The following is a 13001-nucleotide window of genomic DNA, read 5'->3' as shown; positions in this document are numbered from 1 at the left end:
TGTAGTGATAACTGCAATAGGTTTTAAATTTTTGGCTATAGTAAATCTAACTAAAATTAATGCAATGATTATGGCTATTAGTGCGATAATAACTTGTTGGAATAAAACTTTATTAACAGCATCAGTGTATACAGATTCGTCTGTAATAGAACAAACTATATATTTAGGATTTAAAGTTTGATTACAAGTAATGACTTGAGTTTTACCCACTTCGTCTTTAGCATAGAACAAAGTTTCTTCTTTGCTTGGATCAATTAAATCAGGATTTTCCTTAATAGCATTTGCTATATTAATACTTAAATCATTTTTTGTAAGCATTCTATCTTTGTCTTCGTGAAATACAATAGTTCCATCTTTGTCATATACACCTGCATAAGAGCTATCAGAGTGACCTATAGATAATACATCTTTGGAAAAAGTATGTAAGTTATAATCACCTCCAACTACAGCTATTAATTTATTGTTTTTATATACAGGCGCAGCATAAGAAATGGTTATGGAGTCATCTTCGATACTTTTATAAGGATCAGAAACGGTAAGTTTTTTAGCATTTTTTGATTCTTGATACCATGATCTGGTTCTTGCATCAAAATTTGTGCTTTCTGGACTTCTTATAACTCTATTAGATTGATATAAACTACCATCATCTTCAAAGCCAATATATGTTACATCAAATCCACCAGCTGATCTTATTGATTCTAAAACATCAAAAAGCTCATTTGCATTTGGTTTTGGATTTTTTTCAATGAATATTGCAATCGATGCAATAGCCGATCTTTTGCTATTAGAATATATCTTGTATGCTTCATTAACATCAAACATAGTTTTCTTTTGAATTTCTTCAAGATAATAGCTAGTACTGTCTTTAGATTGATAATAGTTGATTACATTTACAACTATCAATATAGCAGCTATTAAAAAACAAGCTATTATTGTTAACTTATTAGATAAGTTGTTAAATTTAAACATTTTTACCCCTTATGTTGTTTTCTAAAGTTTATTTTACTTATAAAATATTTATAAAAAAATAAATTTTTAAGATGGAAACTATCTAAAAGGTGACAAAAAAAGAAGTTTTTATATATCTTTAAGCTTTAATAGATATAATTTCAATTTTACATGCGGGAATAGCTCAGGGGTAGAGCACAACCTTGCCAAGGTTGGGGTCGCGAGTTCGAATCTCGTTTCCCGCTCCATTATCACCCGCCCGGGTGGTGGAATTGGTAGACACAAGGGACTTAAAATCCCTCGGAATTTTTCTTCCGTGCCGGTTCAAGTCCGGCCTCGGGCACCACTTTTTGGTAACTCAAGGCGACATAGCCAAGCGGTAAGGCATGGGCCTGCAAAGCCTTGATCTCCGGTTCGAATCCGGATGTCGCCTCCAATGCGATGTTAACACTTGATATTTTATTCTTTCGGGAGATGGCTGAGTGGTCGAAAGCGGCGGTCTTGAAAACCGTTGAGGGTCACACCTCCAGGGGTTCGAATCCCTTTCTCCCGGCCACTTTAACATAATTTTTCATATTTTTGTTTTCGCATTTAAAAGATATTTCTTAATTTCTCTAAGAAATTAAGAAAATTATTCTAAGTCTAAAACTCCGCCTTTGCTAGCATTGCTTACAAGTTTTTGATACATTTTAAGCCATCTTGAATTTATTTGTTTATTTGGCATTTTAAAGTTTGCTTTGCGTTTGGTGATTTCATCTTGGTTTAAATTTGCATTGATACTGTAATTATCCACATCAATTTCTATCTCATCACCATCTTCCAAAAGCGCTATAAGCCCACCTTCTGCAGCTTCAGGAGAAATGTGACCTATACTAAGCCCTCTTGTAGCTCCGCTAAAACGACCATCTGTTATAAGTGCTACTTTAGCACCAAGTCCCATGCCTGTGAGCAATGAAGTTGGACTAAGCATTTCTTGCATGCCAGGTCCACCTTTTGGTCCTTCATAGCGTATCACACACACATCACCTTCTTTAACTTTACCTTTTATAATGCCTTTAATGGCTTCTTCTTGAGAATTAAAACAAACCGCTTTACCTTTGAATTTACGTTCACCCATAATACCTGCAGTTTTTATCACACAGCCTTGCTCTGCTAAATTTCCAAAAAGTATAGCAAGTCCACCTACATTCGAATAGGCATTGTCTATTTTTCTTATAATATTTTCATCTTTAATGCTAGCATTCTCAATGCGCTCTTTTAAAGTTTTTCCGCTAATATCTAGAGTATCAAGTTCTAAAATATGGCCTGGTTTTTTAGCTATTTCAGCCATTACTGCACTTACTCCACCTGCTTTGTGTATATCTTCCATATAAACAGTATTTAAAGATGGAGCAATTTTGGCTATATGAGCCACATTAGCACTGATGTGATTGAGTTCTTTTATATCCAAATTTACACCCGCTTCATAAGCAATGGCAAGCATATGCAAGATAGTATTTGAGCTTCCACCCATAGCCATATCAACAACTAAAGCATTATTAATGGACTTTTTAGTAATGATATTGCGAATTTTAAAACGCTCATCTAGGGCAATCTCGCAAATTCTACGCGCAGCCTTTCTTAAAAGCTCTTCTCTTTCTTTGCTAAGTGCTAAAATAGTTCCATTTCCTTCAAGCGCTATGCCCATAGCTTCACATAAAGTATTCATAGAATTTGCAGTAAACATACCCGAGCAAGATCCACCGCTAGGACAAGCTTTGCATTCTATATCTTTTAAATCCTCTTCATTGATTTTTTTAGCCTCATAAGCCCCCACTGCTTCAAAAACAGAACTTAGGCTGATTTTTTCTCCGTGTTTATTTACTCCTGCTCGCATAGGCCCACCGCTCACAAAAATAGTCGGCACATTAACTCTTAAAGCCCCCATGAGCATACCTGGAGTGATTTTGTCACAATTTGGGATACAAATTAGTGCATCAAGTTGGTGTGCGTTCATCACTGTTTCAATAGAGTTTGCTATGATTTCACGACTTGGTAAAGAATAAAGCATACCATCATGCCCCATAGCAATGCCATCATCAACACCTATAGTATTAAATTCAAAAGGAATGCAACCATTTTTGCGGATTTCATCTTTAATGATTTTTGCATATTCATTTAAGAAAAAATGTCCTGGGATGATATCTATATAGCTATTTGCTACACCTATAAAAGGCTTGTTAAAATCATCATCATTTAAGCCACATGCTCTAAGTAAAGAACGATTTGGTGCTTTTAAATGTCCTTTTTTGATCGCGTCACTTCTCATTTGTATCCTTTTTTAAAGTAAAAACTATCATTTTATGCTTTTATTTTGCAATTTTTGCTTAAATTTTTTAAACTTAAATGGTATTTTAAAGAAAATTATTTAAAATGTGCAATTATTTTGATTTAAGGAATGTAATGCTTTTAACTAATCCGGTATTTATAGGCGTTGTATTAATGACGCTTTTGTGTTTTTTTAGGTTTAATGTTTTGCTTAGTGTTTTGCTTTCTGGGCTTTTTGTAGGCGTTTGGTCTAAATTTATGCATATAGAGCATTTAACTTTGATGGAGTTTTTTACTCAACTTCCACAAGCTATGATGGATTCTATGAAAGTTTTAATTGACGGTATGCAAGGAAATTTACAAACAGCACTAAGTTATATTTTACTTGGAGCGGTGGCTGCTGCTATATCAAAAACTAATTTAACAGCATATTTGATTAAAATAGTTTCGCATTATATTTCACATAAAAAATACTTACTTATACTTTCTTTGGCATTTATTGCTTGTTTTTCACAAAATTTAATCCCTATCCATGTGGCTTTTGTACCTTTATTAATTCCACCTTTGTTAAAACTTTTTAATAAATTAAAAATAGATCGTAGAGCCATAGCTTGTGCGCTAACTTTTGGACTTACAACTCCTTATATGGTAGTGCCTTTAGGTTTTGGGCTTATTTTTCAAACTTTGCTTGTGGATAATTTAAATTCAAATGGGGTACAAATTAGCCTAGGAGAAGTTTCTCAAACTATGGCTTTTGCGGCTATTTGTATGCTAGTTGGTCTGTTTTTGGCTGTGTTTGTATTTTATGCTAAACCAAGAGAATATCAAGAAGAGCAAATTGCTAAAATGGATTTTGAAAATTTAAAAATGAGTAAAAAAGAATGGGGCGTTTTAGCTGGTCTTTTGCTGACTTTGATTTTGCAAATTTTAACGCATAATTTACCTTTATCAGGGCTTTTAGGTTTTGTATTGATGGTGGTTTTAGGTGGGGTAGAGTATAATAAAGTTAATCTAGTCTTTGATGATGGGCTTAAGATTATGGGTTATATAGCTTTTGTAATGCTTGTTGCTTCAGGGTATGGGGAGGTTTTAAAACAAAGTGGTGGTATAGCTGAGCTTGTAAAAACAAGCGTGCCTTTTATGGCACAAAGTCACTTTTTAGCTATTTTTATCATGCTAGCCATAGGGCTTTTAATCACCATAGGCATAGGCAGTTCTTTTGGTACTATTCCTATCATCGCTGCCTTATTTTGCCCTATATGTATAGAGCTTGGTTTTTCACCTGCTGCGATTATTTTTATCATCGGTGTTGCTGGAGCTTTAGGTGATGCAGGATCGCCTGCTAGTGAAACAACTTTAGGAGTGAGCGTAGGGCTTAATGCAGATAAGCAAGGTGATCATATAAAAGATACTTGTATACCAACATTTTTATGTTTTAATGGCTCTTTGCTTATCTTAGGTAGTGTTATAGCGTTTTGTTTGCTTTAATACATTAGCAAAATTCCGCTTGAGAGTCTGCTTGAAGATTTATTATACTCAATAAGACTCTCACCATATCCGTTAAAATATTGAGTGTAAATATACAAGCCATTGTTAGAGATTTTATAAGCTCCGCTTATTTCCACTGCACCGCGGTTATTAGCAAAATTTAAATTATTACGCCATAAGATATTGATAAAATAGTCATCTTGAGTATAAGCAAGATTGATATCAAAATTACCCAAATATTTTTCTATATCAGGATTATCATCCTCTGAGCTTTTTTCAGGAATTCTTAGCCAAACCCTAGGTATGAACACAAAGTCCCCAAAAAACCATGCATTGCTTAGATAAATTCTATTCCAAGATCTTGATTTTGGGTCATCTTGCCCGTTTGATTCGTGTAATAAACCAACGCGTACATTTTTTAAATTTTCAAAAGCTCCATGCCCACTTACAGGAAAATTGATGAAAAATTCAGGCAAATAATTAGTCTCCCTAAAAGGTGATGAATGCTCATAAAGCTGCCACCACGAAATTTGTGTATAAGCTATGTTGTAACTTTCATTTAAACCCAAAAGATTTTCAAAAAGAGTTTTTTTAAGACTTACTTGAAATTTAGTTTCAGTGCTTTTATAATCTCTTTTGCTAAAACTATAAGAAACAGGCATAAAATAGCTAAGATTATGTGTGCTAATACCAAAAGGATTGTATGATTTTTCTGTGCCAAGATAATTTGCTAAAGCTTCGCTTCTTGGGTTAAAATCATCTATTTTATGTTCTTTTGTTGCATTTTGCTCATTGTTAAGAGAAAGTTCTAAATTTTTTGTTTTTGCTGTATCTTTTAAAGCTAAGCTTTTATAAATTTGCATAGCCTTTTTATACTCACCTTGTCTTTCATATTCTAAGGCTTGATTGATTAAATCTTCATTTGCTAAAGCACTAAAAGCACATATTATGGGTAAGATTGTCTTTTTCATGAAGCCACTTTTTGTATTCGTTAAAATAATTTAAATTTATAAACTCATTTTCATTTTTAAAATCTATAAATTCTGCTTTCATTGTATCACAAAAAAGAGCTAGTTTGTGGTTATTTTCTTGTAAAAATTGCAAAGTTTTTTCAAAATTTCTACTATGATAAAATCCACATAAATAATGCTTGTGTTTTTTTGTGCTTGCTAAGAGTACATTTTGTGATTTTAGATGATGAAAAAGTTTGAAAATACTTTCTTTGCTTATGTTTGGGCTATCCACGCTAAGGATAAATACATAGGTGTTTTGAAAATGTTTGAGTATGGAATTTAAGGCAATGAGTGGGGAGTAGTTGTTTAAATCCTCATCTAAAATAAGCGCTAAGTTTTTTTGATGAAATTTATCTTTTTTAGTACTAATAAAAACTTGATTAAAAATTCTTGACATTTTTTCATATTGATAAAGAGTTAAGTTTTTATCATCTACTTGCAATAAGCTTTTATCTTCTCCCATGCGTGAAGACTTTCCGCCACATAAAATCACGCAAGGATAGGGAATTTTTTCACTCATAAAAACCTCATAAATTCATCAAAATATTTTATAATACATTTATGAAATATACAGATTTAATACAAATAAAAGATTATTTTAAACAATTTCAAAGGCTAAATTATCTCAAACGTCTTGATGATAATATCTTAGAGCTTAGCTTAGATCATCAAGCTTTTATACTAGATTTAACACGTGGAAAAAGTGGAATTTACCAAGATAAGCTCCAAGCAAAAGCTTATAATGCACCTTTTGATTTTATGTTAAAAAAATACTTTTCTAATGCAAAGATTTTAAATTTAGAAGTATTAGAAAATAATAGAATTTTATCTTTTGAAGTTTTATCAGAAAAATCTTACAAAGCTTATGGGGCTAAGATTTATTTTGAATTTACAGGAAAAAACACCAATGTCATCATTACAGATACTAATGATATTATCATAGAAGCTTTGCGTCATATAGATAAAAGTTATCGTATTGTAAAAATAGGTGAAAAACTCCAAGCTTTAAAAGCTTATGAGATCAAAGAAGAATTTGTAAAGATTGATGATTTTAATGTGTATTTTAAAGAAAGTGCTAAAAAGTTACAGCAAGAGCGCTTAAAAGATATAAAAGAAAATAAACTTTTAAATGTAGATAAAAAAATTTTTACCCTTAAAGAGAGTATAGAAAATTTAGAACAAGAAAGCAATTTATTAAAAAAAGCTCAAGAGTTAAGTCAAAAGGCAGATGTTTTATTTGCTAATTTAAATTCTTTAAAAGATTATCAAAGAGAATTTATTTTGCAAGATTTTAATGCAAGTGAGCTTGCTTTTAAGCTTGAAGATACACCTAAAAATAGTGCAAATGAATTTTACAAAATGGCTAAAAAGCTAAAACAAAAGGCTAAAAATATTAATATAGAAAGAGAAATTTTAAGTGAAAAACTTGATTTTTTAATCAATTTAAAAGATTTAATTGCTAAAAGCGCTTCTTTACGAGAATTAGAAGTTTTAATGCCTAAAAAAAGTAAAAAAACCAAAAAAGAAGAGTTAAACGCAGGGGTTAGTAGCTTTTATTTTGATGAGTTTAAAATCAGTGTAGGACGCAATGAAAAAGCTAATGAGTATTTATTAAAAATAGCTAAAAAAGATGATATTTGGTTGCATGTGAAAGATTATCCTAGTGCACATGTGATCATTACTTCAAATAAATTAAAAATAAGTCAATTAGTGCTAGAATTTGCCGCAAAGCTTTGTGTGGAATTTTCCAAGCTAAGTTCTGGAACTTATTTGGTCGATTATACGAGTAAGAATTTTGTTAAAGTTAGAGAGAAGGCTTTTGTAAATTATACAAATTATAAGACTATAAGCATTTTAAAGGAGTGAATATGCCTATAAGTCCCATAGGTGGTGTTAATTATGCTAACCAAAATGCACCAGTGCATTCAGCACAAGTGAGCAATGAACTAGCAAAAGACTCTTTTGCGACTTTGGTAAATATGAGTGAGTTTCAAGCAAAGGAAAAGGCGGTTGAAAAACTTGAAAAAGTTAATCAAACTCACGAAGTAAGTGATGAGATAAAAGAAAGACAAGAGGAAGAAAAGAAGCATTCTAAACATCATCAAGAACAAGAAGAAAAAGATGAGCAAGAAGAAAAAGAGCAAGAAGTGGCTAAAAAAAGCTCTCATTTGCTTGATTTAAGTATATAGAAAGGATAAAAATGTTTTCAAAGACAAGAATTCTTAGTGCTATTGTGATGATAGCTGTGATAGCTGTTGTTGCTTTAGTAGATAATTTTTTGATTAATTTTGCTATTTTTGGTGTTTTATTGTTTTTGGCATTTAATGAAGCAAAAGCTATGTTTAAAAGCAAACATGCAAGTGCCTTTGTAGCTTTGTGTATTTTTGCAATAGGAGCATTTTTAGATAAACCTTTCTTTATAGGCTTTATGGCTTTGATTTTGATTTTAGGATATTTGGTTTATAAAAAAAGTGAAAATTTAAATGAACTTATGCCTTATATATATCCTACTTTGCCTATTTTAATGCTTTATCAAGTATTAAGCTATGAGGGTATGTTTGTATTATTTTGGCTTATAGTGATTGTCGTTGCTTGTGATAGTGGGGCGTATTTTATAGGAAAGCTCATTGGTGAGAGAGCTTTTTCTCCAACAAGCCCAAATAAAACTTTAGAAGGTGTAGTAGGTGGCATAGTTTGCGCAGGGATTTTAGGAACTATCATAGGTTCTTTTGAATTTAGCTTAGTAAAAAGTATTTATATATCTTTAATCGTAGCTATTTTTGCTGTGATAGGGGATTTGCTTGAGAGTTATTTTAAGAGACAAGCAGGCATTAAAGATAGCGGTAATTTAATCCCAGGACATGGGGGAGTTTTAGATAGAATTGATGCTGTTATCATTGCGGCATTTGCAATGGCAACTTTGGTATGATTGTACTTGGAAGCACAGGAAGTATAGGGGTTAATACTCTTTTTATTGCCAAAGAAAAAAACATAAGCATAGAAGCCTTATCTTGTGGTAAAAATATCAAGCTTTTAAATGAGCAAATAGCTCTTTTTAAGCCTAAATTTGTATGCATACAAGATGAAAAAGATAAAACCTTGGTTGATCATGATAAGATTTTTTGTGGCCAAGAAGGCTTAAAAGCGATGATAGCTGAGTGTAAAAGCACTTTGGTGGTAAATGCTATAGTAGGTTTTGCAGGGTTAAACTCAAGTCTTATGGCGCAAAAGCTTGGTAAAACTTTAGCCTTGGCAAATAAAGAAAGCCTAGTAGTAGCAGGGAAATTTTTTGACACTTCTAAGATTAAAGCCATAGATAGTGAACACGCAGCATTAAAGTGCTTGATAGATAAAAGAAAAAACATTAAAAAGCTTTTCATCACAGCAAGTGGCGGAGCCTTTTATAATTATAAAATCAAAGATTTAAAAAATGTCAGCATAAAAGAAGCTCTTAAGCACCCCAACTGGAGCATGGGAGCTAAGATCACCATAGATAGTGCTAGTATGTGCAATAAGCTTTTTGAAATCATCGAAGCTTATCATCTTTATGGTATTGAACAAATAGATGCTTTGATAGAAAGAAAATCTTTAGTGCATGCTTTGTGCGAGTTTAAAGACGGTGGTATAAGTGCGTATTTTTCTCATGCAAATATGCGTTTATCTATAGCTCAAGCGATTTTAGATGAGCATGATCAAAGCTTTATAGAAAATTTAGATTTATTAGCTATACCAAGTTTAAAATTTGAAAAAATTAGTTTAAAAAAATATCCTATATTTTCACTCAAAGATGAACTTTTGAAAGAGCCTGACTTGGGCGTGATTATAAATAGTGCAAATGAGTGTATGGTGTATCAATTTTTAGCTCAAAAAGTGCAGTTTTTAGATATCGCTAAAGGAATTTTTAAAGCATTAGATCATTTTGGTGTGCCAAAGATTAACCAAATTGAAGATGTTTTTGAGTACGATAAGCAAGTAAGGCTTTATTTAGATAAGGAAATGAAGTGAGATATTTTTTAAGTGTTTTGATTTTTATAAATGCGGTTTTTGCTTTAGATTTTAGTGTGAAAGAAAATGGAAAAAGCTTAGATGATAATAACACAGTTTTAATCCTTGGAGGTATACAAGGAGATGAGCCAGGTGGGTTTCATGCTGCTAGTTTGCTTTTGAGTGATTATAATATCACCAAAGGTAAAATCATCGTTGCGCCAAATTTGGCTTTTGAAAGTATTATTGCAAGAAATAGGGGAAATTTTGGAGATTTAAATAGAAAATTTGCCCATATAGATGAAAGCGATCCTGATTTTCACACCATAGAGCGTATAAAAAAGCTTATTTTAGACCCCGAAGTTAATATGGTCATAAATTTACACGATGGAAGCGGTTTTTATAGACCACAATATGAAAGCAAAGATAAAAACCCAAACCGCTGGGGCAATACTAGCATTATCGATCAAAGCGAAGTAAATTCTACTAAATATGCAGACTTAGAAAGCATAGCTAAAGAAGCGGTGGAAAATATCAATAAAGCCTTAGTAAAAGAAGAACATCAATATCATTTAAAAAACACCAAAACCCAAGAAAGTAATGACAAAGATATGTTAAAGGCTTTAACTTATTTTGTAGTGTCAAATCACAAAGCAGCCTTTGCTAATGAAGCGAGCAAAAATTTACCAACACATTTAAGAGTGTATTATCATCTTTTGGCGGTGGAGTATTATCTAAAAAAGGCAAATATAGAATTTCAAAGAACTTTTGAGCTAACTCCAAATGGGGTTTATAGAGCCATTGAAAAGCCTTTGGAGGTAAGACTTTTTAATGATAAAATTTTACTTTATCTTGACAAACCTACTAATGCTATAAATTTCTTGCCTTTCCCTGTTAATCAAGCTTTAAATTATGAAGCAAGTAATGAAATTACAGCGGTGATTTCAAACGCTAGTTCATACTCAGTCAATTACGGAAATCGCTTGCAAACTAGACTATACCCTGAATATTTTGAGTTTTCAAATGCGCTAGATTGTGTTGAAATGATAGTAGATGGAAAAAACATACAAACAAATTTTGCTCAAAAAATCATGGTAAAAAATAGCTTTAAAATTCCTTCTATTGTAGGTGTAAGGGTTAATGTCATAGGTTTTGATAGGGGTAATGATGAAAGCGGTATAGAAATAAGTAAAAATCAAATGCAAAGTCGTTATTCTTTAGATAAAAAAAGAAAAATTTATAGAGTGGAATTTTATGAGTTAAAAAATGCAAATTTAGCCGATCAAGCCTTAGAAAAAAAGACAAATTTTAAAGAAATCAAAAAAGCAAACATACCTGCAAAAGCCATAGAAAAAGCAGAAGAAAAAGATAAATTTATCGGTATGATTTTAGTGGAATTTCAATGAAAAGCTTAATCCTTGCCATAGAAAGCTCGTGTGATGATAGTTCTATTGCTATCATAGATAAAAACAGCTTTGAATGCATTTTCCATACAAAGATTTCTCAAGAAAATGCTCATAGCGTCTATGGTGGGGTGGTGCCTGAGCTTGCAGCAAGATTACACAGTGAAGCCTTACCTAAAATCTTAGAAAAATGCCAAAAATACTTTGACAAACTTTGCGCCATAGCAGTTACAAATGAACCTGGTCTTAGTGTGAGCTTGATAGGTGGGGTTGCTATGGCTAAAATGCTTGCCATTAGTTTAAATTTGCCACTTATAGCGATTAACCACTTAAAAGGGCATATTTATTCTATGTTTTTAGATAAAAAAGCTAGTTTTGATATGGGAGTATTACTTGTAAGTGGTGGGCATACTATGGTACTTTTTATCGATGAGCAAGGTAAAATCACAGAACTAGCAAGAACAAATGATGATAGCTTTGGAGAAAGTTTTGATAAAGTAGCTAAGATGATGGGACTTGGTTATCCTGGTGGGGCTATCATAGAAAATTTAGCTAAAAATGTAAAAGAAAGTGATTTAGAATTTAGCATACCTTTACTTCATTCTAAAGACTTAGCTTATAGTTTTTCAGGACTTAAAAACCAAGTACGTTTGGAAATTTTAAAAGAAGAGCTAAGCTTAGAGCGTAAAAGCAAAATAGCCTTTGCATTTCAAAAAGCAGCCATAGCGCATATTTTAAACAAGTTAGAAAAAATTTTTAAAGAGTATAAATTTAAGCGTTTTGGTATAGTAGGTGGAGCTAGTGCAAATTTAAACCTAAGAAGTCAAATAGAGCATTTATGCCAAAGCTATCAATGTGAACTTTTGCTAGCTCCGCTTGAGTATTGCTCAGATAATGCTTTGATGATAGCAAGGGCAGCTTGTGAGGCTTATGAGCGTAAAGAATTTGTAAGTATTGAAGATGATCTTATAAGCCCTAAGGTGAAAAATTTACAAGGTGTATTATGAAAAAGGCTTTTACTATTATAGAACTTGTGTTTGTGGTGATTATACTTGGAGTTTTAGCAGCAGTTGCTTTGCCAAAATTTAGCGCAAGTAAAGATGAAGCAAGTACAGCTCAAGCTTTAGGAAATTTAAAAACTTTTATCAATGATGTAAGTTCTTATGTGTTAAAAAATGAAAGTCTTTCAAGTATAGCTTTGATGAGTAATGTAGCAAATATAAAAAATGAAGATTTATCAAATTTGCAAAATTCCACCAAAGAACTTGATTTTAGTGTGGGAAATGACGAGCAGTGTTTTAAGGTGCTTTTTGTAGATAAAGAAAGCATTTTGCTTTTAGCACTTATGGTAGATAATGCTCAAAAAAGCAAAGCCCAAAATATAGCAGATTTAAAAAATCAAGCTTTGAAAGATCCTAAAAATCAAAGTATAAAAACTCAACTAGATGAGGCTTTAAATGCTTTTAGTCAAAGTGAATTTACAAGCACTTCAAAGTCTAAGGCTTGCCAAAGTTTAATCCACTCTAAAGCTTTTAAAGATTTAGCTACTAGGGTATATTTTTTAAGTGGTGGTTAAAAATACACCCCACCACTTAAATACAATTTCATTCTATGATCATCATCAAATTTATACTGATGAACAGCTCTTGCTGCATCAAGCTTTATATAATACTCATTAGTTTTATTATAAAGTACTTGCAAGCCTACTGCATCTAAAAAATGCTCATCTGCTAATCTACCCCCATCTTTTTCATACCAAGCATAACCTATATCATAAAAAGGAGTAAAATAAAAATTAGTATTTGGTATATTTATTCTTATACCAAAGTTAGCTACTATAGTATTATCTCCATCACCT

The 13001-nt window shown here is 32.0% G+C and carries 12 protein-coding genes, 4 tRNA genes and 1 pseudogene; 12 read left to right on the top strand and 5 right to left on the bottom strand.

The window, feature by feature from the left end; translation table 11 throughout:
- Window positions 1-903 (bottom strand): cache domain-containing protein (locus tag L8X36_RS07950; RefSeq protein ID WP_263683314.1); only part of this gene is annotated, 903 nt, incomplete at its 3' end.
- A 218-nt stretch (window positions 904-1121) separates the two neighbouring features.
- Here L8X36_RS07950 and L8X36_RS07945 point away from each other — a divergent pair.
- From L8X36_RS07945 to L8X36_RS07930, 4 genes are all read left to right on the top strand, one after another.
- Window positions 1122-1196 (top strand) — tRNA-Gly (locus L8X36_RS07945).
- 9 nt (window positions 1197-1205) lie between these two features.
- Window positions 1206-1294 (top strand) — tRNA-Leu (locus tag L8X36_RS07940).
- Between the two features lie 16 nt (window positions 1295-1310).
- Window positions 1311-1384, top strand: a tRNA-Cys gene (locus L8X36_RS07935).
- A 32-nt stretch (window positions 1385-1416) separates the two neighbouring features.
- Window positions 1417-1504: transfer RNA gene (locus tag L8X36_RS07930), tRNA-Ser, on the top strand.
- A 75-nt stretch (window positions 1505-1579) separates the two neighbouring features.
- On the opposite strand, the gene ilvD is transcribed toward L8X36_RS07930, so the two are convergent.
- Window positions 1580-3256 (bottom strand): dihydroxy-acid dehydratase, encoded by a 1677-nt coding sequence (gene ilvD, locus L8X36_RS07925; RefSeq protein WP_263683313.1) that lies wholly within the window; start codon window positions 3254-3256, stop codon window positions 1580-1582.
- 134 nt (window positions 3257-3390) lie between these two features.
- Here ilvD and L8X36_RS07920 point away from each other — a divergent pair, with 134 nt between their 5' ends.
- A complete protein-coding gene (locus L8X36_RS07920; protein WP_412175033.1) occupies window positions 3391-4743 on the top strand; it encodes a Na+/H+ antiporter NhaC family protein in 1353 nt (450 codons plus the stop codon).
- On the opposite strand, the gene L8X36_RS07915 is transcribed toward L8X36_RS07920, so the two are convergent.
- Both L8X36_RS07915 and L8X36_RS07910 read right to left on the bottom strand, forming a co-directional pair.
- Entirely contained in the window at window positions 4740-5714 is a 975-nt protein-coding gene (locus L8X36_RS07915) for a phospholipase A (RefSeq protein WP_263683311.1), read from the bottom strand. The two genes, L8X36_RS07920 and L8X36_RS07915, sit on opposite strands and share 4 nt — an antisense overlap.
- Window positions 5677-6276, bottom strand: a complete 600-nt coding sequence (locus L8X36_RS07910; RefSeq protein ID WP_263683310.1) for an NTP transferase domain-containing protein — start codon at window positions 6274-6276, stop codon at window positions 5677-5679. The genes L8X36_RS07915 and L8X36_RS07910 overlap by 38 nt, the downstream gene beginning before the upstream one ends.
- A 41-nt stretch (window positions 6277-6317) precedes the next feature.
- Between L8X36_RS07910 and L8X36_RS07905 the strand changes: the two genes are divergently transcribed.
- The 7 genes from L8X36_RS07905 to L8X36_RS07875 are packed head-to-tail and all read left to right on the top strand — an operon-like array spanning window position 6318 to window position 12719.
- Complete coding sequence (locus tag L8X36_RS07905) at window positions 6318-7622, top strand: NFACT RNA binding domain-containing protein (protein ID WP_263683309.1); 1305 nt, start codon at window positions 6318-6320, stop codon at window positions 7620-7622.
- 2 nt (window positions 7623-7624) lie between these two features.
- Window positions 7625-7945, top strand: coding sequence for a hypothetical protein (locus L8X36_RS07900; RefSeq protein ID WP_263683308.1), 321 nt, complete (start codon window positions 7625-7627; stop codon window positions 7943-7945).
- Window positions 7946-7956: 11 nt separating this feature from the next.
- Entirely contained in the window at window positions 7957-8685 is a 729-nt protein-coding gene (locus L8X36_RS07895; RefSeq protein WP_263683307.1) for a phosphatidate cytidylyltransferase, read from the top strand.
- Window positions 8682-9761 (top strand): 1-deoxy-D-xylulose-5-phosphate reductoisomerase, encoded by a 1080-nt coding sequence (gene dxr / locus L8X36_RS07890; RefSeq protein ID WP_263683306.1) that lies wholly within the window; start codon window positions 8682-8684, stop codon window positions 9759-9761. Before L8X36_RS07895 ends, dxr begins: the two co-directional genes overlap by 4 nt.
- Window positions 9758-11146 carry a M99 family carboxypeptidase catalytic domain-containing protein gene (locus L8X36_RS07885; protein ID WP_263683305.1) on the top strand — a complete coding sequence of 463 codons (1389 nt, stop codon included), beginning with the start codon at window positions 9758-9760 and terminating at the stop codon, window positions 11144-11146. Before dxr ends, L8X36_RS07885 begins: the two co-directional genes overlap by 4 nt.
- Complete coding sequence (gene tsaD, locus L8X36_RS07880) at window positions 11143-12150, top strand: tRNA (adenosine(37)-N6)-threonylcarbamoyltransferase complex transferase subunit TsaD (protein ID WP_263683304.1); 1008 nt, start codon at window positions 11143-11145, stop codon at window positions 12148-12150. The genes L8X36_RS07885 and tsaD overlap by 4 nt, the downstream gene beginning before the upstream one ends.
- Window positions 12147-12719 carry a prepilin-type N-terminal cleavage/methylation domain-containing protein gene (locus L8X36_RS07875; protein ID WP_318530092.1) on the top strand — a complete coding sequence of 191 codons (573 nt, stop codon included), beginning with the start codon at window positions 12147-12149 and terminating at the stop codon, window positions 12717-12719. The genes tsaD and L8X36_RS07875 overlap by 4 nt, the downstream gene beginning before the upstream one ends.
- Here L8X36_RS07875 and L8X36_RS07870 read toward each other — a convergent pair.
- Window positions 12716-13001 (bottom strand): annotated as a pseudogene (locus L8X36_RS07870) (ShlB/FhaC/HecB family hemolysin secretion/activation protein); the annotation flags it as partial. The gene L8X36_RS07875 and the pseudogene L8X36_RS07870 sit on opposite strands and share 4 nt — an antisense overlap.

It is taken from the genome of Campylobacter sp. CNRCH_2014_0184h (assembly GCF_025772985.1).
Taxonomy (GTDB): Bacteria; Campylobacterota; Campylobacteria; order Campylobacterales; family Campylobacteraceae; genus Campylobacter_D.
Note: the sequence above shows the minus strand (reverse complement) of the source record. Positions and strands in the feature narration are given on the sequence as shown.